Genomic DNA, 25546 nt, shown 5'->3' with positions numbered 1-25546 from the left:
TCAATAACCAAGGTGCACAGTAAATTGACATCAAAACAATTCTTACTACAATATCAGGTTTTGCTTATTCTATAAAAAAAGAAATATCACTTAAAAACTATTCCTTTATATCGATTTAGACATAAAACATTTTATTATATCGGCTTAAGTATTATGGAATTAAAATTGCAAATAACACCAAAACTCTTTAAAGGGTTCATACATCACTCGTATCGAATTTATCACCTTTCGATACCTACGTCATTAACATAACTAAAAAATATTATTACAAAGGAATCTGAGAGGTTTTTTCAATTTCGAAATTTATTTTTTTGTAAATTAAAGGAAAAACAATCCGTATATATACGGATTATTTTCTTAGTGTAGTCTGTATTGACCTGTTAACTGTTTTTCAGCTATTCGAACTAAGCGTTTTGTAATCTCTCCACCGATCCGAACCATTTGCAGATGATGTGATGTATCAGGTCCCAGTGTGACCCCTAGTTCAAAAGCACTTTCATACTTCATTTGCTCAATAGTACTTGTAGTAGCAGAAATAAGAATTTCATTTGTATTACTTTCGTATCTTTGAATATTTATAAATAACATGTGCCTAATTATGCTATTTATGCATGATCAACCTAATTTATTCCAGTATTTTTATAGGAACCCTTTCCCTCCCCTTATTCCACCAATTAAATTTGAAACACAAATGTACATTGCATTTCAATATAACAATAAAAGCTATAAAAGCTACAAAAGCAACGAATTTACTACTTTAAAGTTAAGTGTTTAACCTTGAAGTACTTAAATTCTTTTTTCCAGATAAAGCATACATTATATCTTGATGTTTTATTGTCCTCTTATAATTATGTGGTATCGGGAATTTTTTTCGGTATTCTTTCATTATAATTAAAGTTTGAAGTTCTATGCTCAATACTTTTGCGAGGATATGATAGTTATATCCATTGTTTAACAGAGAAATTATGTCATAAAACATAGTTTTTCCACCCACTAATTTTACTAATTTATTCTTTAACTCATCCCCTTTTTCTTTAGCTTTATCAATTTCTAACAACATAGATTTTTTATTTGTCTGCTTAATGTATTGAGTATACAACTCTGGGAATTCTTTTTGTACTTCTTTGTTTAATACTGGTTTATATTTAATCATATAAGTAACTTGTAACAAAGAGCGTTTTAACAAACTATCTTCAATGAGATACGCTACTTTATTAAATAAATGTACATATTCCTCAATATTGGAATAACTATTAAAATGAGCTAATACTCTACTTTTTATACTAAAAGCCTTGCCTACATAAATAATATTGTCATTATAGTCTTTAATGAAATAAATACCACTGTCAGATTTTTTTAATTTATTATCCAATTCTTCTATACTCATAAAATGCAATTCACTCATACTTCTCTCTCCTTAGCAGTGTTAAATCGTAAAAAACAAGCAAAGTTTCTAAAAAAGTACTTAGCTGCCCTAGCATCTCTTATTTTATCTCTTGCTAAATGTCAAAAAACTGTTTCTATGTTACTCAACTATCAATATGATTATTAATAAAATTTTCGATCGTTATTATCTCGCAATTTTATCATGTAATTTCGAGATCGTTTCCTCATTTAAATTACTGTGTTTTATCGAATAAAGGAAATATACTACTACCCCAATAGTAATCCAAATACTAAAGTACACCCATGTCCTTAACGGTAAATTTAGCATTAAAAACACACAGCATACAATTGCAACGCATGGTAATACAGGTACAAAAGGTACCATAAATCCACGTTTTAAATTTGGATGTGATTTACGAAGGATAATAACTGATAGACAAACTAACGCAAACGTCACCAAACTACCGATATTAACTAAATTAACTAATTCTTTCAAATCAATAAACCCAGCTATTATAGAGCTCCCTATTCCTGCTAATCCAGTTATAAAAGTGGGTGCTCCAGTTTTCTTATTAACTTTCGCAAATGATTTCGGTAACAATCCATCACGACTCATTGCAAAGAATACTCGTGTTGCCGCATACATATTGGAAAAAATAACAGCCATAAGGCCAATTACAGCACCTGCAGCAATTGCACCAGCGACTTTTCCTTGTCCTACAACTTCCATTACATAAGCCATTGCCTCAGGAACATTTAATTCTTTATAGGAAACCATTCCTGTCATAACAAGGCATACCATAACATAAATAATTGTACATATGATTAATGATGCAATAATACCGATGGGAAGATTACGTTTCGGATCTTTTACTTCTTCTGCTGAAGTTGCTAATATATCAAAACCTGTGAAAGCGAATAAAATAGCTGCTCCACCCGTAAAAACCCCACTTAAACCGTATGGTGCAATTGGTATCCAGTTCATTGGTTTTACATAGAATATACCAACTGTAATAAACAACAAAATCATACCAATTTTAATCAATACCATTATATTATTGATTCGTTTACTTTCCCTTGTACCACGGGATAACATCCATGCTAATATCAATGTAATGATTACTGCTGGTAGATTCACAATACCACCATGCGAAGGAATCGTTACTAGAGCTTTAGGTATCTCTAATCCAAATCCCTTTATTAAATTGTGGAAATAGCCTGTCCATCCAGCAGCGACAGCCGCTGTTGCCACGATATATATTAACAGCAATGACCAACCTACTAGATGAGCAACAAACTCACCAATTGTTGCATATGAGTACGTATATACACTACCAGACGCCGGGAGTGTAGAAGCAATTTCCGCGTAACATAATGCTATAAATCCACATATAATTGCTGCAAGTATAAATGAAAAAACAACTGCTGGACCAGCATTTCTTGCTGCTACTAATCCAGTTAACACAAGAACGCCCGTTCCAACTATCGAGCCTACCCCTAACATAATTAAATCAAATGCTCCTAATGTTTTCGTTAAAGTCTTGCTTTGATTATGCTCTAACAATTGTGTAACGGATTTCTTTTTTAGTAAATTACTCATATTTTCTGTATCCCCTTTAAAATAAGGTTTGTTCTTCTCGTTAGTGTTGTATATAAATTTACTTAGTTATTAACTAGCCTCATAATATTTCTTTTACATTAAATAGATTTGAAATATTATATAAATTCGCTTCTCACTTACTAGTTAAACTAGACATTTCCATAGATTTTTGCGTACAACGTTTCATAGCTGAAATGATAGCTGTTCTTAAACCTTTTTCTTCTAGCGTTACTACAGCTTCTATCGTCGTTCCACTTGGAGAACAAACCATATCCTTCAATTCACCTGGATGTATTCCTGTTTCCAATACCATTTTTGCAGAACCTAATACAGCCTGAGCCGCAAATTTATAAGCTTGTTTTCTCGGCATACCGCCAAGTACAGCAGCATCTGCCATGGCTTCTATAAACATATACACATATGCTGGAGAAGAACCACTAATAGATGTAACAACATCCATTAGTTTTTCATTTATGACCTCCGTCTGGCCGAAAATATTAAATATGTTCAGTACCTCTTTTATATCTTTTTCTGTAACCATTTCATTAAAACATAACGCAGACATTCCTTCTCCAACAAGTGCCGGTGTATTAGGCATTACTCTAACAACCTTTAACTTTCTACCAAATTCATTCTCAGTGCTCTTAATACTTTTTCCTGCAGCAATAGTTACAACGATTACATCATTTTTTATTTGATCTTTTATTTGGTTAATTACCGATGAGTATAAATCTGGTTTGATTGATAAAATTAAAATGTCAGCACTGTTAGCGACTTCATTGTTGTTAGTAGTTATAGTTATGCCATATTCATTACTAGCATTTTTTAAATTACTGACGTTTAAATCTGAACAAATTATTTGATCTGGAGAAACTATATTTTTTTTTATCATCCCACCTATCATAGCAATACCCATGTTTCCACATCCGATGAATCCTATTTGTTTATTCATAATAATTTGCTCTTGCTCCTTCTACTCTAAATTTTATTGATTTTGAAATTATTATTCTAAATAAGGGCTATTACAATTACTGGGTTTATCAATAGAATTTCAAAATTCTCCTTCCTATAATGAGTTATGTTTTCGTATTTCGTTTACAAGCATGCATTAAAAAAATGAAGAGACTTTCTATTCATAGAACTATTAAAAACGAGAGTAAAATGGTGATAATTTTTATGAATTAATAATCTTTAACTATTCAACATTTTAAATAGAGCTTACACATCCCTCTAATAATTACTTATTTTAACAATTTATAGTTAACCTTAAAAAAATATATTTAAATTCCAAATAATTATCCCCATAGATAATATGAAACAAAGTAATGCAGGAATTGCCATTAAAATAGATTGTTTTGCTCGAAAAATATGAGCATGAATGGCTCCGACCATGAGAACTGCTAATAACGTATTTGCTCCTAGCGCTAAGTATTGATTCCAAATACCACCGATTATACCTATTGCTCCAATAATTTCAATAAAACCAATTATAGACATAAACCATAATGAATATTGATATTGTCGCCAATGTTCTACCTGAAAAGATATACGGAAAATTTTTATGAATCCCCCTACTACAATAAAAATTGCTAAAACTACCTGAAGAACAATCATCATTTAAACTCGCTCCTTTTAAGACTTTGTTAATTTTCATACTTCACAAGGAATAAATATATGCGTTTTACAAATATCAGAAAGGGAGATACACATAATTTAACTTTTTATACGCTAAGAACTAAGTAGATAACCTTTACTACATAATATTTTCTTAAGAAAAATATTTATTTTAATATATTTACCTCTTTTGTTAACCTGAATAGATTGTTTTTAATTTCAGACATGCTGATATTTTTTCTTGAAACACCGGTTTCCACTGCAGCACGTGCGACAGCATATGCTACATGTGGCACCACCCTAGGATCAAACGGATTTGGAATGACATAGTTGACATGAAGCTCTTCTTCTGAAATTAACTCAGCTATTGCATAAACAGCTGCTAGCTTCATTTCTTCATTAATTTCTTTTGCTTGTACATCTAAAGCTCCACGAAAAACTCCGGGGAAAGCTAGTACATTATTTACTTGATTAGGAAAATCAGAACGTCCTGTACCAACTACTAGTGCTCCTGCTATTTTTGCTTTATTAGGCATAATTTCAGGTGTAGGGTTAGCCAAGGCAAAAATAATAGGATTATGATTCATAGAACGAATCATATCCTCATCAACTACATCTGCAGCTGATACTCCAATAAATACATCAGCATCAATAAGGGCCTCTGCTAATGTTCCCCGCTTCTGTTCTATATTTGTAATACGAGCTATTTCTTCTTTAAGCGCATTCATTCCAATAGGTCGCTGTTCATATATTATCCCTTTTGTGTCACACAAAATAACATTTTTTACATGCATATGAAGTAACAGCTTAACAATCGCTATCCCAGCAGCACCAGCACCATTCACAACGATTTGCACATCTTCAATTTTTTTATTTGTTAACTTAAGTGCATTAATTAGGCCAGCAATCGTTACAATAGCTGTACCGTGTTGATCATCATGGAAAACAGGAATATCACAAGATTTTCTTAGGCGCTCCTCAATTTCAAAGCATTGTGGTGCTGCAATATCTTCTAAGTTTATCCCACCAAAATTTGGTTCTAATAATTTAACAACCTCAACAATCTTATCCGGATTATTAGTGTTTAAACAAATAGGAAAAGCATCGATCTCAGCAAATGATTTGAAAAGTAAAGCTTTTCCCTCCATCACTGGCATAGCTGCTTTAGGTCCAATATTCCCAAGACCTAATACTGCAGTTCCATCAGATATAACTCCAACTAGATTCCCTTTCATTGTATAATCATATACTTTGCTTTCATCTTTATAAATCTCTAAGCATGGCTCAGCAACACCTGGTGAGTAAGCGAGACTTAAATCTGTTGAATTTTGTACTTTAACTTTAGAATAAACACCAATCTTCCCCTGTTTTTCTTTATGCATTTTTAATGCTTCATCTCGTAAAGGTGACATATAATTTCGCTCCTATAATTAAGTTAAGAGTTCATTAACTCTATCTTAAACTTGATATTGTATGATATAAGTAAGACTTCTAATATAATCATTATTTATTTTTATAACCTTTTAACATATCTTTTGCATAACGATTGGGGTATAAAGTATTTAACATATTGTATGGACTTCCCTTCCAATATCTTCTTAATGGTGTCCATAACTTATGTTTAATTAACCATCTTTGTGTGTAAATAGATAGTAATTGCCCCTCTGTTAGTTTTTCCTTTTCTTCAATAGTCCACTTCAGCGCCTCTAATGCTTTTTTTTCAGTCCAAAATCCGGTAGGTGTGAATTTATATTCCCATTCTTTATTTTGACCAGGATATAAGTCATTGATCATGGCGTACGGACTGTTATTCCAGAATATTTGACAAGGAGAAATTAAATTATGAATAGTAAGCCATTTTACACTGTAAACTTGTAATAATTGAAAAGAAGTTAATTTTTCTTTTTCTTCAATAGTCCACCTTAATGCTACCAATGCTTTTTCTTTAGTCCAAAAATTGTTAGGAGTCATACTAAATTCCCACTCTTTAAATTTATTAGGATATAAAGAATTTATCATTGCATAAGGACTACCATTCCAATACATAACTAATGGTGCACTGAGTTTATTTTTCTCTAACCATTTTTTACTATAGAATTTGAATAGTTCTACTTTACTTAGTTTTTCTTTTTCTTCAACAGTCCATTTTAATGCTTCAAGAGCTTTTTCTTTAGTCCAAAAATTTAATGGTGCCATACCAAACTCCCACTCTTTAAATCTATTGGGATATAAGTCTTCAATCATCTTATAGGGACTATTATCATAACTATGTTTGAGCGCGCCGAGTAATCGATATTTTATAATTAAAGGCGTATTCCATTTTTGTTTAATATCCTCTTCATTCCATTTTAAAATTGTTTCAATTAAATATTTTGTGACCCTTTTAGATAGCTCTCTATTGCTATCTTCTTTCCATGTATTCGGTGGAAACCTACTTCTTTTACCGTCTAATATTTCTTGATAGATTTCTTCTATTTGCACTGCTTTCGCTTGCACTTCAAACTCCCTCCTATTCAAGACATATAGCGATTCCTCTTTCCTAACGTTAAATAACACGCCAATAGTAACTATTGTGATTTACTTTTATAACGCAAAAGAAATGTATAGGGTAAAATCATTTCTTTAATTTATAATAAGAAGGACATAAAAAAACAAAAAGTTACAAAAGTTTTTAAATTAAAATTTTTGTAACTTTTTGTTTTGATGCAAATATAATTTCAATTAAGGTATCTCACCGTTTTAAACTTGACGCTCCATAATCTTGTATAGTTACATTTATATGATATTTAATCGGTACCTTACTAAATGTTCGATCCCAATCTTTTTTGACTTTCTCCCATGTTCTCGGGTGTTTAATTCTTAATTGGTTGCCAAAACCCGCAATATCGACTTGGTATTCTTTTTGTATTTTTTTTGTAACATGATGTACTAAGTGCTTTACTTCTTTTTCAATAGCTTTTTCTTCCCTTTTTAAAAATTCATTTTCAAAATCTTTTCCTGATTGCATCCAATTTTCAGACAAACGCCCTTCTGATTCAATGTTTACATCAAAGGAAATATTATTTCCGTTAACATGTGGTATGATTTTGCTTTTTATTGACTTTATTTCGTATATAATGAGTTTCTTTGATTCTTTATCAAAAGTTTTTACCACACCACCATTCCTTTTTCCGTTTATCCATACTACTCCTTCCAATTCCTGTTCATTTAAAAAGCCCATCAACTTTTTTGTCTTCCCTTTAATTACAGCAGCTCCTACAAATTTCGTTTCTCCTTTTATCGAGATTACATTTTGCAATAGAAAACTGGACCCTGACCGCATCTTTCCTTCCAATTTAGCGAGTGATACAGGAGGTAAAATCCTTGTTGTTCTCTTTCGATTATCTGCAATTCCAGACAAACGAAATGCTGGGATTTCTCCTTTTTTGTTTGATTCCAGTACCTCCTTCGCTAGACCCTTGCTAATTAAGATCATACAGCTAAGCCGAACTTCATTGTCGCGGAGATACTGTTCAAGTAATTGTTCTAAACTGTATGTACGTACAAGACTATCACTAATAACAATGTTTTTTAAATGTGGGCTGAACATTGCGCTCTCTCTTTTCAATGAAAACTCACGAACAATTTGATGAATGGAATCACCGGTCTCAGAAACATTTATATAACGTTTTTGTTGTCCGTTTCCTTTACTTTGTGCTTGCGAACTGACAATTTGATAAGTTGCTTTTATAAGATTTCTTTTAGGATAACCTCCTTCCTCATCCTCTTTCTCAATTGTTGAATCCTTCCCTTTATCTAGTGCTATACCTGCAGTTAAACTCAACTCTTCTACTTCTTTACTGCTCCAACATCCTGTTAAAAATAGAAGCAAAAGCGTACATAACAAAACCAAATAGAACCGCATATAATTAAATTTATTTTTCACACTACTCCTCCTTTTAATCGCTTAATAATAAGAAGAAGCAGTGGCAGTAAACCAAATAAAAATAAAGCAGCATTACCGAGCATATCCCCCAGTTTAAGCAAATCATTTATATTTTTCGAAGTCATAGCAATGATGTAAATGATTGGAATCAAAGCAAAAATAAACGGATGAATACTCTTTTTAAAGAGCTGTGCCAATCCTAATGCAGCTGCATAGTAACTAATTGTATAGGTAGCAAATATTTGCATAATCCATATTACAAGCAGTAAAGATTCAAAACGTTCAAATATTAAACCAGAAATTTCAAAACTGCGCATAAGGTCAATTGTCGGCCATGTTCTTGTTACAACCCCATCAATTGATAATGCACCAATGACCATTACAACAGTTATTACATAAAAGATTAACGGAATAGAAATTCCAACTAAAATAGCTTTTACTGCTTTCTTTCGTTGTTCCATAAACACCAAAAGAATTAACATAATTTCTGGACCTGTATATGCGAGAGACGTTGTTTTTACCCCATCTAACACCGGTTTAATTCCCAAACCTAATACGGGACGGAGATTATCTATCTCGAATATCCCTATACTCATAAAGGAAATGAGTAAAAAAATAAAGAAAGTAATAGGAAATATTATTTCAAACATCCGTGCAATCGAGTTAATACCACTCATAATCAAATAGAGACCTATCCACATAAAAGGCATAACAATAGCCCATGTGGGAGTTCCTTCTAGCAAAAAAAAGCTTATTACTTCTGCCATTGAACGAATTTGAAAGGCTGAAGTTGTAAGAAAATACCCTATAATAAGAAAACTAAGCAACCTGCCTATCCATTTCCCTACAATATCTTGACTGTATTGATAAAATGTTTTATCTGGAAACTGCTGACTTAGTTTGACCATAATTACTCCTGAAACCATTGCGAGTATCCCACCTAATATCACACTTAACCATACATCTGGTGTTTTCACTTTTTCTACAGATGCTCTGGGCAGAGTGAGGATTCCTGTTCCCAGTATGTAATTTACAATAATAACAACTGCTTGTGCAGTTGTTATTCGGTCTTTAGGTATAGTAATCACTGAAGGCCACTTCCTTTCGTCATCAGCTACCTTTTGCGGTTAGTTTTTTTGGTATGCATTATTTTCGGTCGACGTCTCATTATTTTTAATGGCATGCGAACCATAAAATCTTTCCAATCACTAAATCGGTACGGAACAGCAGGGCTAGTATAAGGAACGCCAAAACTTTTCAGTTTCACTAAATGACTGCAAAGTAAAAGAAAGAAGAGAATAACTCCATACAAGCCAAATATCGCAGCACAAAACATAGCTACAAAACGAAGAATGCGTAACGTAATTCCCACACTATATTGCGGAATAGTAAAAGAAGAAATAGCTGTTACCGCAACAACGATAACCATTATTGGACTAACAATTCCTGCTTCTACGGCAGCCTGACCAATTATTAAACCGCCCACAATTCCCATTGCAGGTCCAATTGGTTTAGGCAGACGTAAACCCGCTTCTCGTAAAACTTCGATAGCTACTTCCATAATTAACGCTTCTATTAAAGCGGGAAAAGGAACTCCTTCTCGCGATCCGAGAATAGAAATAGCGAGCTTAGTGGGAATTAATCCTGGATGAAACGAAATGAAAGAAATATACAGTGCTGGAGCAAATAATGAAACAAAAGCTGTCATGAAGCGTAATAAGCGGAGAAGCGTACCAGGAAGCCACCTTTCATAATAATCTTCTGGTGATTGCAGTAGCATACTAAATGTAACTGGAGCAATTAAAACAAATGGTGTTCCATCTAACAAAATAGCTACTCGACCTTCCATCAAAGCACTAATAACACGATCAGGTCGTTCTGTATTTTGAATCTGCGGAAAAGGACTTAGATAATTATCTTCAATGAGTTGCTCAATATAACCAGATTCGAGTACACTGTCTATGTCAATTTTCTGAATTCTGTTTTTTATTTCATCCACCAATTCTGTACTAGCAAGATCTTTAATAAATGCGACAACTAACTCTTTCTTTGCACGTTCTCCTACTGGTAGCTTTACTAATGATAAGCTCTCATCCGCACAATGTCGTCGCAAAAGTGAGGTATTATCACTTAATACTTCAGTAAAACCGACCCGTGGCCCTCTGACTAATGCCTCCGATACTGGTTCTTCAATGTTTCGTTTATTTGCTTTTGTTGTACCAAGAATAAACACATCTGCTAAACCATCAATTAAAAGAGCTGTTGAACCTATCAATACTTTGGGTATTAAATCTTTTATGTAATGGACTTCTGCTACTTCACTAATTGTAAGAACTTTATTTTTAATATATTCTTTTGAAACAGTCCCCTCTACATAAGAAGATTCATTTTTATATTCATCAGAAAAATCATCCATTAGTAATTTCATAATATGTTTGTCAATTATCTCTTTATCTGATAGACCATCAACAAAAACGATCCCAGCCTGAATATCTGTGCGTCCAATATTAAACTTCCGAAAGCGAACATCAGAATTATGTCCGATTTGTTGCTTTATAAGTTCTAAGTTAGAGGCAAAGTCATTTGTGAAATGAACGGTTGCATTTTGAGATGGTTTATGCTCTTGTTTCGTTTTACTTTGAATATTATTTTTTTTCACTTGTTTGTCTCTTGACTTCCACCAACTCATTCTTCCCACTCTTTCTCTGACATACGAACCCAATGAAAAAATCTTGAGATAGTATACGGAATTAAAAACAAGATAAACGCTTGTACAAAGACTTTCCAATCTGGAAGATAAGAAGTAATTATGTTCCACATTTTTATCACCCAATTTATATACTCTGCTAGGATTGAGACTTCTAAAGAACGGTATGTACTTAATAAAAAATAACGATAAGATTAAAGAGCAGAAAAGCAAGACATTATGCTTATTTAGTACCAATAACCTAATTAGTATAAAAACATTTCTGACCTAAAATACCATTTCCAATTATAATTTGTTAAATATTATCTCCTTTTCCTTTATTTATATGCCCGCATTTGAATTTAAAATAATATAAGTATCAATGATATTTCCTCTTAAAGAAAAAAGATGCTAGAAGATAGCATCTTTTTTCTTTATTCAACTTACTATGTATTTATATCTTATTGTGGAATTTTTTATTTCCTTTAACGAATATTAATATTTAAAAATAGAGCATACACATTTTTTTGTTCTAAGTTAATATATTTCCACTGAATCCATACGGAATTTTCTGATTTTAAAACCAATATGAAATAAAGGAAAATACTCTCTTAGAAAAACTATATAAAACAAATAACATGAAAACAACTATCAATCTATTAATTGAAAGTAATAATGAGCAAGAGTTTATCATCGTAATTCCGAGTGTATTCGTTTTGCTTCAAAATAAAGAACTTGAATAAATTTTTTCGTATCAATACGAGCAGGTAATGTTGGTTCATTATTCAATTCTGTCATCTTTCTCCTTACGGTAGTAAAATCAAAAAATCTAGAAGCATAATTTTCGAACTTCGGGTTTAAAAAATCAGTAAGTCCAAGGGATGCTAAATGGTTTAATGATTGATAAATTGCTCTCCGAATCCGTTGTTTGGAAGCTTCTATGAACCTTTTTAATTCGGCATCTTCAGCTGAATCCCCCAGTTTTTTTTGAGCCAAATTCATAAAAATCTCTTTTAGTGAGGGAAAGCCTTGTTCCAACGTGTTATCTTGTTCATATTTATATAAATAATCTAGCATATCCATTAAATCTTTACTTCCACTTTCACTGGCTATTCCTAATTCAGACAAAAGAAAATGAATGGAATTTTGAAAATGATTGAAAGTATTTAAATGTTTTTCACTACGGTATTTTTCTTGCGTACTTAAATTACTATCCAATTTTAGTACCATATTAAGCGATTCTTGAATGTTTTTTATTGATTTTTCCAAACGAATTCGTTCAATGACTTTCCGAACAACTGTTAATACTTCAATCCGGTTAATTGGCTTAATAATATAGTATTCAACACCAAGCGAATAAGCTTCAGCAATTAATTCTTTTGATTCTACTTGAGAGACCATGATGATTTTCCCTTTAAACGAAGGCTTTATTTGACGAATTGTTTTTATTCCATCTTGATTCGGCATTAACAAATCGATAAATAAAATGTCTATATTTTTAAGGATTACCATTTGTTGCTCTAAAGATAAACCATCCTCAGCTTCTCCTATAACCTCCCCAAGATCTTCATCCTCGATAATTTGAGCCAACATTGAGCGAACCGCTTTTTCATCATCTACTATATAAAAATACATAGAATCACCCTTTCGAAATTATATGATCAATCCCTAATCTAATTATAAAAATTGATCCTTTTCCTTCGGTTCTGTCCTCAAGCGTAACATCACCTTCTAGTTGTTCGACCATTTCTTTAACATACGATAGTCCGATGCCTGTCGATGGGTTGCCTAAATCATCATATTTAGAAGTAAACCCAGGCTCAAAAATTGAATCTTTATATTTTGAAGAAATACCAGGACCATTATCGCCTATTTGAAATTCAACAAAATGGTGGTCTTTATTAATGTCAATTGTGATGGTTCCCATACCTTGGATAGCTTCTACAGCGTTTGTAACGATATTATTTATAATAGATAAGATTGTGTAAATATGATAATGAGGATGCACACCATCAATTTTATACACAAATTGGATGTCTTTCTCTAGCAACCGTGCATATTTCGTATTTGCCCGTATAATGATATTTACTAGTTCATGCACAGACATATAATCTGTAAAACTTTCATCAGAAATTAATTTTGAAAGTCCCGCAAAAATACGTTGGTTATCCTTTTTAACGTCATGGACCTCACCAGCAATTTGTAATGCCTGTTGCCTTAAATCCTCAAACTGAAAATCCATCTGTTTGTGCTCAAAAGAGTCTAAGGTTTTATATAAATCATAGGATTTTTTTGTTATATTCTCAGCATCTTGTAATGTTTTTTTTAAATGAACAGCATCTTCATATAAATTAGAGATGAGCATGAGCATGTGTTCATTTTGCTTCTTTATATGTCTCTCCCTTGATTGCGCTTCATACAATTTCATCATATTGAAAAAGCTTAGAACTATAAAACTATGGGAACATGCGATAACAATGATCTCATTTATTGCCTCGGATGTGATCGATGTTTTTAATACGAAATATTGAATCATTAATTCCACACAGTCTGACAGTATTTCAATCATGCAACCAATAAAACCAATCATTAGTGGTTGATGATAAAAACGTTTGATTTTTGCTAAATGAAAGAGATACGAATAAGTAAAATAAAAGAAAAAACTAGGATAGTGCGTATGAAAAGCGGCTAGCCAATCCATATTTCCCTTTATAATGACATCCATTGAGATACGAAATACTACCACGACTATCGCTGTTAAAAAACCCGGTAAAAATGCTGGAATTCGTCGAAACAATAACAAAAAAAAGAAAAATGTTGGTGCGCCAAAGCTCATTCTAAATGTTTCATTTAAAGGAAATGACTTTATTTCACCTACTAAGGGTACTGTAAGTATCATTAAAACGAGAATATAGATGTCTTTTTTTACTAAATTACTAAGATTCAAAATAATCACTTCTCACTTTCGCCTAACAGTCAGTATACAAACCTATTTGCATTAATACAATACTTACTCTATTTTTTTCAAAAACTGATAAATAAGATATAAACGAAAGCATTATAGATTGTGAGTATTCATTACACCCTTCTACTTTAGAAAGATACTTTATAACTCAAAAATGTTCAGACACAATATAAGGTCTGAACACTTTTGGACTCGCTCTAACACCAAAATATCTGTGCTCCTTTTTAAAATATACTTAAATCCCATTCTTTTGCAATATGTTCTAACAACATAATTCCTGGTAAACTATTCCCATACTCATCAATGGCTGGTCCGTAAATACCAATACCACATCCATCTTGGAACGATAAATCCTTCCTAGATTTTGAGGGAACAAGTGTCATAATTCCGCCAGATACCCCACTCTTAGCTGGTAATCCAATGAAAGCAGCAAATTTTCCAGAAGCATTGTACATTCCACAAGTAAGCATTAAAGCTTTTGTTAACCTAGCCACTTCTTTAGGGAGCACTTGTTCTTTGCGAATAGGATGATATCCATCATGTGCTAGTATAAGCCCTATTAAGGCAATATCTTCTGTATTTATTTCAATCGAACATTGTTTTAGGTAAACCTCTAGTGTCTCCTCCACATCTGATTCTAGAAAACCATTTTCCTTTAAATAGTATGCTAAAGCTCTATTACGATGAGCCGTTTCCCATTCGGATTGAAATACTATTTCATTAATAGCAGGACGCTTCTCTATCATTTTTTCAATTAATACGTATAGAGATTCTAATTTTTCTTGCACCGATTTCCCTGGCAAAAGTGAAGCTATCGTAATCGCTCCAGCATTAATCATAGGATTAAAAGGTTTTCCTGGTTTATGTATCTCTAAACGAATAATTGAATTAAAGGCATCTCCAGTTGGCTCTACGTCAACTCGTTCTAATACATAAGAAATACCGCGACTTAAACAAGCGGCTATAAAACCGATTACTTTTGATATACTTTGTAATGTGAAAGGTATCTCCCAATCTCCTGACTTTATCATTGTTCCATCTGGCTTTACTATACAAATACCTAACTGCGATACATTTATTTCCCCCAGAGCGGGAATATAACTGGCGCTTCGTCCCTTAGCTGCATACGTTCGATAATGGGCTACCCATTGATCTAAGCAAACTTTTTCTTGACCCTCAATTTGAATGCTATAATCTTTTATCATTTAAAAATATTCCCCCGTACTATTAACTTTATATAGAATGATTTTTTCTTTACTATAATCAATAATATTTGCACTAGAACCAAGAAAGATATTCAGACATATTGCAGTCTGAATATCTTTCTTATTACACACTTTTCTTTTTTGAATTTTTCTGATAATTTTCCCAACATTCAATATTTTTAAGCCCTTTAATGTTTTCTTTATAAAAAATAGGATCTTTACCAGCTTTTTTCTGATTTATATAATCTTGTAACGCCGCAAATGCTACTTTTGAAAGTAAGGTAATAGCAATTAAATTAATAATAACCATAAAGCCCATAAATAAATCCGCTAAATCCCATACAATTTGAACCTTTGCAACGGAACCAAATACAATCATAGCCAACACACTTATTCTGTATATCATTAACCACACTTTACTTGTATGTAAGAAGCGAATATTTGTTTCACCATAATAATAGTTGCCAATTAACGCACCAAATCCAAATAAAAAAACAAAGATAGCAAGACAACCCGATGCCCAAGAACCGATGTGTTCACTTAATGCTGCTTGTGTAAGTGCAATACCATTTAACCCCGGTTGTTTATATGCATCAGAAAGCAAAATAATAAAGGCAGTGCTAGTACAAATGATCAGTGTATCCGTTAATACACCAAACGCTTGAATCAGTCCTTGTTTCACCGGATGACTTGTTGTTGCTGTTGCAGCAACGTTTGGTGCACTTCCCATACCAGCTTCATTTGAAAATAAACCACGTTTAACCCCATTCATAAGTGCTGCACCAATTGAACCTCCTGCTATTTGTTTAAAACCAAATGCGTTTTGAACAATAAGAGAAAGAACTTCCGGCATTTTTGATATGTTGGTAACTACAACAAATAATGCAACTCCAATGTATAATACCGCTAAAAATACCACTTTGTATTCAGCCATTTTTGCAATACGTTGTACACCACCAAAGATAATCGCAGCGAAAGCAATGGCCATGATTATCCCGACTGTTAGGCGATCTGTACCAAATGCATTTTGAAAAGCAATTGTAACTGTATTTGATTGTACTGAATTGAATACAAGACCAAAAGTAATTGTGATTAAAATAGAGAATAATACTCCCATCCAACGTTTATTCAACCCTTTTTCCATATAATAGGATGGACCACCGCGGAAGCCAGTTTTATCTTTTACTTTATATATCTGTGCTAATGTGCTTTCAACAAAACTGGATGCCGAGCTAATAATAGAAATAATCCACATCCAAAATACAGCTCCAGGCCCCCCTAATGCAATCGCAATCGCAATTCCTGTAATATTCCCTGTTCCAACGCGAGCTGCCATACCAATACAAAACGCTTGAAAAGGGGAGATTTGATCTTTAGAACCACTTTTCCCCTCCATTAATACACGGACCATCTCTTTTAACATTCGAAACTGTACAAAATTCAATTTAAATGTAAAATAAATTCCGCAAATAACAAGCATAATAATTAACAATTTAGACCATAAAAAATCATTCGTTGACCCGACTAAATCTACAAAAAATCTTTCCATATTATCACTCCATACCAAAAATTTATCTATCATAATCTATATAAAATCACCTATATTCCCTGGCATAAATACCTCATTCATATTCAAATACAACAAGGATAAAAATTTTCTATATTAATAGGATTGGCCTGTTTAAGCAAACATCACAACATGTAACTGTAAAACTGAATTTTCGAAGAACTTAACGCTTATACATACGGTGCTCTATCCCCTTCTGTAAAACTAATATTCTTATCCACTAATATTGTTGTACTATTATGTTTGTTTCGTTTACCGGTGATTTACATTTAAATCATAATAATCAATAGTGATTAACTGGTTTTTTGTTAATTTTCCCTAGAACATGGAAATATCTCCTTTCTCACTACTAATCTCAAAAATAGGCTAGGTAAAAAGTTCATAGAAAAACTATGAAGCGCTTTCAATCTTCAACTAAGAGAAGCTTATTTTTAATTTATAATCAAAAGTACAGAATGTTACGAAAAAGTACAGATTTTTATAAAAACCAAAAAATATTTTAAGGTTTTTTCATCTAAAAAAACAGTGAGGTTTTGTGAATTTTATACAGTATCCAAACATCACGGATTCCGTTCTACCTAACTTTTGACAAGTCTCTATTTTCTTCATAAAAACATGCATACTTTTTCTCTTTTAGAACTTCATATAAAGTATTTGAAATCAAGAATCGATAAGTTATTATAAGAATATTAAAAAAACAAAACATTTAATTTATTTATGGTATCATACAAAAAACATTTGTTTTCTCAATTAATCCCCTAGTGAGATTTGTTGAATATCTATTATTAAATGTATATTTCCTTTGCGTTTCATTCTACTAACATAGATTACAGGTGGTGTATTGTGAAAGAAATAGTATTCGTTCAAAGTAAAAAAAGACTCCTTATGAAATTCGAATTTTTAAAAAAGGATTTAGTACTTACCATTTCACTGATACTAGCAATTGTAAGCTGCTTAATACATTCGCCAAAGATCGAATATATTAACTTTGAAGTGTTAATTAGCTTATTTAATCTAATGGTGGCCATTAAGGCCTTGGAACAGCTAAAGATATTAGACAAACTTGCCGTTGCGATTTTAAATAAATGCAATAACAGCAGGTCAATATCTATTATTCTAATTTTGTTATGCTTTATTTGCTCCATGTTTGTAACAAATGATGTCGCTCTCCTCACTTTTGTTCCAATAACACTTGTCATTAGTAAAAAAACACAAATGAACATGATGGATACAATCATCCTGCAAACAATTGCGGCAAACATCGGCAGTAGCTTGATGCCTATGGGAAACCCACAAAATTTATACTTATATTCTTACTATGGAATTAAGCTCATCCCATTTTTAGGTTCAATCCTGCTTTTAGCTGTACTTGGAATCAGTTTGTTATTTATATTTACTCAAAAACTTCAAAAAACAAATTTAAAAATAGAACTACCTGTTATTACCGTGAAGAATCGAAAAAAAGCTACCATCTGGATTTTGATACTTATCACTATCATTGCATCTATTTTTGGTGTCATTAATTATTACATTGCGCTAATGGTTACATTGATGGCAGCATTTACGTTAGATAGAAACTTACTATTTAAGATCGATTACTTTCTTCTAATAACCTTTGTCTGTTTTTTTATTTTTATCGGAAACATTTCCCATTCCGATGCGCTGGAGACATTTGCTCGCGCTAATTTAAGAGGAGATACTTCAGTCTTCTTTAGTTCCATATTCTTGAGTCAATTGATTAGCAATTTTCCTACTTCAATTCTTCTATCAAACTTTACTTCTGATTGGAAAGCTTTATTACTAGGAGTAAATATTGGAGGGCTTGGAACAATTATCGCATCTTTAGCCAGTGTAATTTCCTATAAACTATTCACTCAGGCCAATGGTAAAGAGAGTAAGGCGTATTTAATTAAATTTAGCATTTACAACTTTTCATTTTTAATCATACTTACATGTATACAATACTTTATCTTTAAATTTCTAAAAATTTTTTAAAAAATTGATTACTTTAAAAAAACCCAAATATCTCAGCATTAAATTGAGAAATTTGGGTTTTAATATAGGTATGTTTAAAGAGATACAACAAAGTTACCATCAATTTAATATTTTAAGATGTTCTCAAAGCGAAAATCTTTTAGCTTTTACGTTATTTATTAGAATTCAGTTCATTTTTTATGTACTCAGTTATATAATAAATGACTGAATTTATAGGGTAATAACTTTCAATTAATAATAGAAATATAACTTATTACAATGTTATTTCATTTTTGAAGTCCTCTTCACAAAATCCTTAATGTCCCTCAATTTTTTTCCGCTAATATTATCTTTGATCGTTGAATCTATGTCATTTTCAATATAAAAAGTTTTATTCTTAACCTTTGTTTCAAATTTATATTTATTTTTATCCCAATTTATTAGATTGCTCTTTAGGTGTGCAATATTTCTTACATCAAATTCAATCATAAAAGGTTCTAAAGCTGGATAAAAATGTCCAAGTTTATTATTTTCTTTTAAAAAAACTATATATGTCTCCTCGGATTTTGGTTTTATATACAATGGATCTTTATTTTCTACTTTTTTAGTAAACACTTTCGTAGCACCTTTCAGAATGATTCCATTTTTATCAATGATTTCATTACTTTCCTCTAATACGAGATTTTCTGAATATCTATGATTTATTAAGATTTCATTCTTTACATAGTCCCCTTTTAAGATTTCTTTGACATGAAAACTAAACAAATGGCCTTCAACATCTTCACTTTGAATCTCATGTGATGAACTGTTTGCCATATTCCATTTAGAGTATAAGCCGTCATATTCACCTAGTACAATAACGTCTGCTTCTTCAACCATTTCGCTTAAATGATTTGTAGTTTTGAATGTCTTATTTAATACTATAGTTTCAGAATTCGATGACACGCTAGACACTCCTGCCACATCTATACTGGACCAAATTGTTTTACCAATAATAATTAAAAAAGTAAATATGAATAAACATAGACACCATTTCATTGCTTTATATTTATACATTATAATAAAGTCTCCCTAAATTATATTTTCTCAATACAAAATATTCTAAATGTTAATTAAATATTAATCCAAAAGAAGAGAATGGTGCTATAATTCTCTTGTTAAAAATAATCTTTGGAGGGATAATATGAATTTTAAAAAAGGGATTACTGCATTTTTATTAGGTACTGTGTTTGTTTTTTCAAGCGTTGGCGTTTCAGAGGCTTATGTAAAAGAAGGATGGAAGCTGCCTTCAAAATCAGCTACATATAAATGGGGAGACAGATTAGACGATGGTTCAAGTATCATCAAATCTGGTTGGCAAGCTGCCGATTCAGCCTGGTACACTGCTTCTCGTATTAATTTTACAGTTTCCTCTTCTTCTGTGAACACATTAAACTCTTGGTTTGAAAGTTCCTCTACTTATTATGGAAGAATGAAGACATCTTATAATACATCCACTAAAAAAGTAACGAAATTTGCTGGTGATATTAACGCAGGTAATACAAATATTACAAAATCAAATGTTGCTAAAAGTACAGGAGTCCATGAGTTTGGTCATGCAATAGGAATAGGTCACAACAGTGGTACTTCAATTATGAACAGCAATCGTAATCGTACTACTATGCATGTCCCTCAAACTGACGATAAAAATGGTGTAAATGCAATCTATTAACAGAAAAAGGAGATGATTTCTTAATGTTAAGTAAAAAAGCAAAAACTATGGTAATTGCAATACCTTTGGCTACAGTAATTGGTTTGGGAGGATATTCAGCATTTAATAGTCACTTCTCCCCTGTTGCTGAAGAAGATAAGAATACCGAAACTGTTATTCTCAGTAAAGATTTCCCTGCTACAAGTGATTTAAATCAAATGATTAATGAAGCAGATCTAGTTGTAATCGGTGAATATGAAGGTCTTGACTCTAAGTGGAATATGGCACGTAATCCAAGTAATCCATCGGAAGAGGACAAAGAAAATTACGTTGAAGGACATCTTTATAATTTCAACATTTCCGAAACAATTAAAGGTGTGAATGAAAATAAACAAATAAAAATCAATCATCGTTTCGCTGAAACTGTAAAACTTGAAGATTCTAATGCAGTTGTTGCACCAGATGGCACAGTTACAAAAAAGGCTACTAAGATAACTACTAAAGAGGTGCAAAATAAGGATCCTTTATATATCGAACCTATGGTTAATAAAAAATATATGATGTTTTTGAAGAAGGATCAATTATTTGGTAACTACTACGGAGCAATTGAACCATTCGCAATTACCTTTGATGAAAATAACAAAGCAGACCTTCAGACAAACATAGAAACTATTAATGAAAGTAAAATGTCTTCCAAAGCACAACTTGCAGGAAAAACAATTGTATTAAAAAATGAAATACATGAAACTATTACTGACAATATTAGCGGTAAGACCCTTGATGAATTAAAAGAACAAGTAAAACAAAAAAACAAGTAATAATTATAACTTATATTGATTTTCCCTATTTCATAAGATAATTAAAATTAATTTATAACTGTTATTACAGATTAAAGAAAAATCATTTTTTTCACCCAAAAGCAAAGCAACTGCCTATCAAATTTTTTAGTAGGCAGTTGTTCAATTATTAAAATAAAGTACCATACTGTTTAATTAAATACTATTTCCAAAACAAAAAAGTAAAGGTTTTCAATTCACTTGAGCTTTCTTGTCTCTAATTCATATATTCTTCTAAATTTATTTTTTGTATATCCCCCAAAAAAATCCTACATAGCGCATGTACCAAGCTTCATCTGCATAACTAGTTACATTCTCCTTTTTCTATTGTTAATAGCTTCACAATAAAAGCTGTTAAACGGAAAAAGTGGGAAGTCTTAAATTAGACTTCCCACCTTATATAAATTTACAATTAGTGACAATACCCATACAAATACAATAGTATATATAATAATCACTCATTATATGTGTTGCTCTTTTAACCGGCCAATGTAACCCCTTAGCCATCCTTCATGATTGACTTGATTGTTTCTAGATACTTAATCCCTCTATACTCATTTCAAGCGGTAATCCATTCCGATGGAAATTACAAATGACAAAATTTATCCGTTTTTCCTACTTGCTAAATTCAGCAAGTAAAATGTTTTTAAAAACTTCCGGGTTATTAATGTTTAAACTGTTCGAATTGATAGCGAGTGTATGTTTACCTCCAAGTGTTCCACCAGCAAAAGTGGAAAACCCTGGAACGCCCCCCCTGTGTCCCCATACCGAGACACCGTTCGGAAGCTTAATTTCAAGGATTCCAAGACCATACCCGGTTCCCTCTCTATTTGTAGGAACTGTAGTAAGCATTTGTTTTAACTGCTGTTCCTTCAGTAATTTGCCACCTAGTAAGTAAGAGAAGAATTTGTTTAAGTCGTCAGCAGTAGAAATCATATCTCCATCCGAGCTACCTGGGTTAATATAAGTAACGTCTTTTAGCTCACTCGCTCCGTCTAGTTGCAAATAGCCACGGGCATGCTTGGTGCCTGGAATCACGCTTGAATTACCAGGTAGAAATGTATTTGACAAATCAAGAGGTTCAATAATCCGATTTTCAACCTCTTCCGCATAACTGTTGCCAGTTACTTTTTCAATAAGGATCCCCAGTAATACGTATCCTGTGTTTGAATAAGACCAACCCTTTCCTGGGGCAAAGTCTGGGGGAAGTGAAATCCCCATCTTTACAAATTCTTCAGCCGTATATGATTTTTTTATATCCGTAATATCAAAGTCTTTTGAATTTATATAGTCAGCAATACCACTTGTATGATTCAATATTTGCCGGATCGTAATCTGATTACCATCATATCCGTTTCCTTGAATAACACCAGGTAACCATTTTTCAATGGAGTCGTCTAGATTCAAACGGTTCTCTCCAGATAATTGAAGCAGAACTGTTGCAATGAACGTTTTCGTCACACTGCCAATGCGAAAGCGAAAATCTGCTTTCATTGGTTTCTTAGTTTTCAAATCCGCTATCCCAGCACTATAACTCCAAGTTTTACCCCCCTTAGAAATTTGAGCGAGTATTCCCGGGTATCCAAGTTGCAGTTCATCTCGCATTGCTTTCTTAACGGAAGTACGATCGCTTTTCGTACTTGTTTGTAACGAACTAGATACATTTTGCGTAGATTCTGCTTTTACAATTGATGTTGGTGTTATGTATAACAGGGAACTTCCACCTATTAAAAGTGCTAGACTTGCACATGTAATTTTACTGCTTGTTTTCATAAAGAATTCCTCTCTTCTATTAAAATCGTATTGATGGTTAATAATTATGTCATATGCTAACCACACAGCTATCAACTCTCCCAATGATAAAAGTCAACACTGAATTTGCAATCAACGTACTAATCATTATTTTCACAAACACCATTGTATTCTAACAATCTCTAAATCACTCTTTTTCCACATACATATTAACCATAGAAATTACTTCTTTTCCTTAAAACACTCTTGTTACTGATTATTTGTTTTATATGTAGGCCGTACTTGTTCCCCCCTTCATGCCTCCTTATATTTTTATCCTACACAATGAAAATCTCTTTTTTCTTACCTATTCCTTACAAATTCCTTACATACAAAATCACTTCTACAATAGGATTGAAGTAGCATCTGTGCCCGAAAGCGCAAAAAACACCGATGCTTTTTCGCTTCAGTGTTTTTTGCGCTTTACATATTGAAGATTCATTTTACTCTTAGCAGGTTGAATTGCTAATTTTTTCTAATACGATTATTCTTCTTACTATATAAAACAAATTTTATAGTATTATATGAAACACTTCTCAAGTTGTCATTAAGGCACATTATTCTAAATTTATTGATCTAGTTGAGATGGACTCACTTTTTGAATTTGAACAAGTATATCAAACGTTTTACCTAATGATATATCAACAGTTTTTGGTATATCAGGCCCTTCGGTAGCTATTCCAGCGAAAATTGGATGTTGTTCGTTTAACCAAGTTTTTGTCACGCCGTTCGCCTTACGTAAATCAATAAAAAATTGATCTTTTTTGACCTGTCCAAAAATGTAGTTATAACTGTTTTGATCATCCGATTTTAATGTTCCATAGGGGCCAAATTCACCATTGCTATTCTTGACATTGTATTGTCCTTCATAAACTGACGTTCCAATAGATACGTATCTTTTTCCATAATATTCTGCTAAATGCTGCCCAGCTACTTTAGGATATATAAAAGGAAGCATATTTGTTTTCGAAACGTGTCCATTATGTCCCCATACAATGGTTTTTCCTAAATGTTCTTCAGTCCACTTCGCATTTTCATACATCGCAATATCATGTTTCAAATAAAAATCCGCTGGTTTATCAGGAGGTGTCGCTAACATTGTAGTAAACTGTTCAATAATACGAGCATTTTGCTTTATCCATGCAAACTCTTTAGATTTTCCATTTAAATAGCTTTTATTTTCCTCTAATAAAGCACTAATTTGTTTAGCATCTAAAACATACTTTTCTTTTTCTTCTTTCGTAAGGCTTTCAAAAGTATTCATATCCTTTGTTACAGGAATAAGACCTTTTATCTTCTCTTCTACTCTAGGCAACAGTTTTGAATTGTTCGCTTTAATATATTCTGTTATATTATTATAAACATTTTCGTTTACTGATTGAATGTCCATCCCGATGACACGTACTTTCGATTTATGTTTTGGATTAGCATTATATTGCCGAATCCAATCAAGTAAATCTAGCATTTCTTTCGTCTTAAATACAGGTGTTAGATGTTGGCTTGGGTTTCCCTTACCAGTAAGAACATATCGATCAAGTTCCAAGGCCCTGTCCCATCCCTCTTCTAAAACTAGATTGGTAAAGCCCTTTTCAGATACTAAATACTTAACAATGCGGTGTTTCATCGTAAAAACTTCATGAGCTCCATGCGTAGCTTCACCTAAACCTACAATTGAAGCTGAACCTACCATATCCTTAAGTGGTTTCAAATCATTAAGAGATGCAGTTGGATTAGTTGTTTTTAAAGGCTTTGCATGTGCTTCTAACCATTTTGCTATTTGATTTGTATTGTAGGGAGCTGTAACAGAAACCTCTGTTTTCGAATCTGCATAAGTATTTCCTACAAAATGAGTCATTGTTATAGTAGAAGCAACAATTGCAATAATTATTTTCTTTTTCATAAAAAACCTCCTGAAATATTTACTTATAGCTTTTTGACATACTCTGCCAACTTCCGTTTAAAACATTCATTTTCTTATTACTGTTAAGATATATTTATTCTAGTTCCTAAAACTCACTTATTTCTTAATAGGTTCTTAAGAAATTCTTAATTCACTTATACGAATATAAAACTAAATAAGCTTCAATTCATTGCATTGTAAATTCCTCATTGCATAACATTATAATGTACAGATATTCGTTATAAATGATGTTATCTAAAGTATTCAATTTCAGTATGTATTATTAACGTAGTTAATATATGGTTAATATGAAGTTCCAAATTTTGATTGTCTGTAGTCTCTTTATCATAGGGTTAATTTAGGGGTTATTTTTTGTTCACTTCATTTTTTTCGGCACTCTGCATCTA

At 32.2% G+C, this 25546-nt stretch carries 21 protein-coding genes; 3 read left to right on the top strand and 18 right to left on the bottom strand.

Features of this window, described 5'->3' with window-relative positions:
• Nucleotides 1-357 precede the first annotated feature (357 nt).
• From ACTFSL_RS09020 to ACTFSL_RS08950, 15 genes are all read right to left on the bottom strand, one after another.
• Entirely contained in the window at nucleotides 358-588 is a 231-nt protein-coding gene (locus tag ACTFSL_RS09020) for an alpha/beta-type small acid-soluble spore protein (protein WP_000897407.1), read from the bottom strand.
• 175 nt (nucleotides 589-763) lie between these two features.
• Entirely contained in the window at nucleotides 764-1405 is a 642-nt protein-coding gene (locus ACTFSL_RS09015; protein WP_001292163.1) for an excinuclease ABC subunit C, read from the bottom strand.
• A gap of 165 nt (nucleotides 1406-1570) precedes the next feature.
• Complete coding sequence (locus ACTFSL_RS09010; RefSeq protein ID WP_000067450.1) at nucleotides 1571-2986, bottom strand: amino acid permease; 1416 nt, start codon at nucleotides 2984-2986, stop codon at nucleotides 1571-1573.
• 133 nt (nucleotides 2987-3119) lie between these two features.
• The gene (gene proC / locus ACTFSL_RS09005) at nucleotides 3120-3938 is read right to left on the bottom strand and encodes a pyrroline-5-carboxylate reductase (protein ID WP_440041544.1); all 819 of its coding nucleotides are present in this window, start codon (nucleotides 3936-3938) and stop codon (nucleotides 3120-3122) included.
• Nucleotides 3939-4252: 314 nt separating this feature from the next.
• Nucleotides 4253-4603: a DoxX family protein gene (locus ACTFSL_RS09000; RefSeq protein ID WP_440041543.1), complete on the bottom strand. Its 351-nt coding sequence runs from the start codon at nucleotides 4601-4603 to the stop codon at nucleotides 4253-4255.
• A gap of 164 nt (nucleotides 4604-4767) precedes the next feature.
• Nucleotides 4768-6012 carry an NAD(P)-dependent malic enzyme gene (locus tag ACTFSL_RS08995; protein WP_000074778.1) on the bottom strand — a complete coding sequence of 415 codons (1245 nt, stop codon included), beginning with the start codon at nucleotides 6010-6012 and terminating at the stop codon, nucleotides 4768-4770.
• Between the two features lie 91 nt (nucleotides 6013-6103).
• A complete protein-coding gene (locus ACTFSL_RS08990; protein ID WP_001148033.1) occupies nucleotides 6104-7096 on the bottom strand; it encodes a DUF4046 domain-containing protein in 993 nt (330 codons plus the stop codon).
• 235 nt (nucleotides 7097-7331) lie between these two features.
• A complete protein-coding gene (locus tag ACTFSL_RS08985) occupies nucleotides 7332-8525 on the bottom strand; it encodes a Ger(x)C family spore germination protein (RefSeq protein WP_431139907.1) in 1194 nt (397 codons plus the stop codon).
• Complete coding sequence (locus ACTFSL_RS08980) at nucleotides 8522-9613, bottom strand: spore germination protein (protein WP_017673624.1); 1092 nt, start codon at nucleotides 9611-9613, stop codon at nucleotides 8522-8524. The genes ACTFSL_RS08985 and ACTFSL_RS08980 overlap by 4 nt, the downstream gene beginning before the upstream one ends.
• Nucleotides 9614-9639: 26 nt before the next feature.
• On the bottom strand, nucleotides 9640-11214 hold the full coding sequence (locus ACTFSL_RS08975; RefSeq protein WP_440041541.1) for a spore germination protein: 1575 nt from the start codon (nucleotides 11212-11214) through the stop codon (nucleotides 9640-9642).
• A complete protein-coding gene (locus tag ACTFSL_RS08970) occupies nucleotides 11211-11345 on the bottom strand; it encodes a hypothetical protein (protein ID WP_000267088.1) in 135 nt (44 codons plus the stop codon). Before ACTFSL_RS08970 ends, ACTFSL_RS08975 begins: the two co-directional genes overlap by 4 nt.
• Before the next feature lie 556 nt (nucleotides 11346-11901).
• Nucleotides 11902-12846 carry a response regulator gene (locus ACTFSL_RS08965; protein ID WP_061457413.1) on the bottom strand — a complete coding sequence of 315 codons (945 nt, stop codon included), beginning with the start codon at nucleotides 12844-12846 and terminating at the stop codon, nucleotides 11902-11904.
• A 4-nt stretch (nucleotides 12847-12850) separates the two neighbouring features.
• On the bottom strand, nucleotides 12851-14167 hold the full coding sequence (locus ACTFSL_RS08960; protein WP_000584790.1) for a sensor histidine kinase: 1317 nt from the start codon (nucleotides 14165-14167) through the stop codon (nucleotides 12851-12853).
• A 233-nt stretch (nucleotides 14168-14400) separates the two neighbouring features.
• Entirely contained in the window at nucleotides 14401-15381 is a 981-nt protein-coding gene (glsA, locus tag ACTFSL_RS08955) for a glutaminase GlsA (RefSeq protein ID WP_048527827.1), read from the bottom strand.
• A gap of 124 nt (nucleotides 15382-15505) precedes the next feature.
• The gene (locus ACTFSL_RS08950) at nucleotides 15506-16930 is read right to left on the bottom strand and encodes an alanine/glycine:cation symporter family protein (protein ID WP_048527828.1); all 1425 of its coding nucleotides are present in this window, start codon (nucleotides 16928-16930) and stop codon (nucleotides 15506-15508) included.
• 861 nt (nucleotides 16931-17791) lie between these two features.
• Here ACTFSL_RS08950 and ACTFSL_RS08945 point away from each other — a divergent pair.
• A complete protein-coding gene (locus tag ACTFSL_RS08945; protein WP_440041540.1) occupies nucleotides 17792-18943 on the top strand; it encodes an anion transporter in 1152 nt (383 codons plus the stop codon).
• A 261-nt stretch (nucleotides 18944-19204) separates the two neighbouring features.
• On the opposite strand, the gene ACTFSL_RS08940 is transcribed toward ACTFSL_RS08945, so the two are convergent.
• Complete coding sequence (locus ACTFSL_RS08940) at nucleotides 19205-19978, bottom strand: hypothetical protein (RefSeq protein WP_000280045.1); 774 nt, start codon at nucleotides 19976-19978, stop codon at nucleotides 19205-19207.
• A gap of 127 nt (nucleotides 19979-20105) precedes the next feature.
• Between ACTFSL_RS08940 and ACTFSL_RS08935 the strand changes: the two genes are divergently transcribed.
• On the top strand, nucleotides 20106-20633 hold the full coding sequence (locus tag ACTFSL_RS08935; RefSeq protein ID WP_001009605.1) for a matrixin family metalloprotease: 528 nt from the start codon (nucleotides 20106-20108) through the stop codon (nucleotides 20631-20633).
• Between the two features lie 23 nt (nucleotides 20634-20656).
• A complete protein-coding gene (locus tag ACTFSL_RS08930; protein ID WP_000949362.1) occupies nucleotides 20657-21430 on the top strand; it encodes a hypothetical protein in 774 nt (257 codons plus the stop codon).
• 633 nt (nucleotides 21431-22063) lie between these two features.
• Here the strand turns inward: ACTFSL_RS08930 and ACTFSL_RS08925 are convergent.
• The gene (locus ACTFSL_RS08925; protein WP_088363636.1) at nucleotides 22064-23221 is read right to left on the bottom strand and encodes a serine hydrolase domain-containing protein; all 1158 of its coding nucleotides are present in this window, start codon (nucleotides 23219-23221) and stop codon (nucleotides 22064-22066) included.
• A gap of 586 nt (nucleotides 23222-23807) precedes the next feature.
• Nucleotides 23808-25139 (bottom strand): erythromycin esterase family protein, encoded by a 1332-nt coding sequence (locus ACTFSL_RS08920; RefSeq protein WP_440041538.1) that lies wholly within the window; start codon nucleotides 25137-25139, stop codon nucleotides 23808-23810.
• Between the last annotated feature and the right edge of the window lie 407 nt (nucleotides 25140-25546).

Source organism: Bacillus cereus group sp. MYBK108-1 (genome assembly GCF_051917185.1).
Taxonomy (GTDB): domain Bacteria; phylum Bacillota; class Bacilli; order Bacillales; family Bacillaceae_G; genus Bacillus_A; species Bacillus_A cereus.
Note: the sequence above shows the minus strand (reverse complement) of the source record. Positions and strands in the feature narration are given on the sequence as shown.

Coding starts and splice junctions, on each gene's coding strand:
- ACTFSL_RS08935 (WP_001009605.1), top strand. CDS start 20,106: ATGAATTTTAAAAAAGGGATTACTGCATTTTTATTAGGTACTGTGTTT.
- ACTFSL_RS09020 (WP_000897407.1), bottom strand. CDS start 588: ATGTTATTTATAAATATTCAAAGATACGAAAGTAATACAAATGAAATT.
- ACTFSL_RS08975 (WP_440041541.1), bottom strand. CDS start 11,214: ATGAGTTGGTGGAAGTCAAGAGACAAACAAGTGAAAAAAAATAATATT.
- ACTFSL_RS08920 (WP_440041538.1), bottom strand. CDS start 25,139: ATGAAAAAGAAAATAATTATTGCAATTGTTGCTTCTACTATAACAATG.
- proC (WP_440041544.1), bottom strand. CDS start 3,938: ATGAATAAACAAATAGGATTCATCGGATGTGGAAACATGGGTATTGCT.
- ACTFSL_RS08925 (WP_088363636.1), bottom strand. CDS start 23,221: ATGAAAACAAGCAGTAAAATTACATGTGCAAGTCTAGCACTTTTAATA.
- ACTFSL_RS08940 (WP_000280045.1), bottom strand. CDS start 19,978: ATGTATAAATATAAAGCAATGAAATGGTGTCTATGTTTATTCATATTT.
- ACTFSL_RS09015 (WP_001292163.1), bottom strand. CDS start 1,405: ATGAGTGAATTGCATTTTATGAGTATAGAAGAATTGGATAATAAATTA.
- ACTFSL_RS08950 (WP_048527828.1), bottom strand. CDS start 16,930: ATGGAAAGATTTTTTGTAGATTTAGTCGGGTCAACGAATGATTTTTTA.
- ACTFSL_RS09010 (WP_000067450.1), bottom strand. CDS start 2,986: ATGAGTAATTTACTAAAAAAGAAATCCGTTACACAATTGTTAGAGCAT.
- ACTFSL_RS08970 (WP_000267088.1), bottom strand. CDS start 11,345: ATGTGGAACATAATTACTTCTTATCTTCCAGATTGGAAAGTCTTTGTA.
- ACTFSL_RS08965 (WP_061457413.1), bottom strand. CDS start 12,846: ATGTATTTTTATATAGTAGATGATGAAAAAGCGGTTCGCTCAATGTTG.
- ACTFSL_RS08930 (WP_000949362.1), top strand. CDS start 20,657: ATGTTAAGTAAAAAAGCAAAAACTATGGTAATTGCAATACCTTTGGCT.
- glsA (WP_048527827.1), bottom strand. CDS start 15,381: ATGATAAAAGATTATAGCATTCAAATTGAGGGTCAAGAAAAAGTTTGC.
- ACTFSL_RS08995 (WP_000074778.1), bottom strand. CDS start 6,012: ATGTCACCTTTACGAGATGAAGCATTAAAAATGCATAAAGAAAAACAG.
- ACTFSL_RS09000 (WP_440041543.1), bottom strand. CDS start 4,603: ATGATGATTGTTCTTCAGGTAGTTTTAGCAATTTTTATTGTAGTAGGG.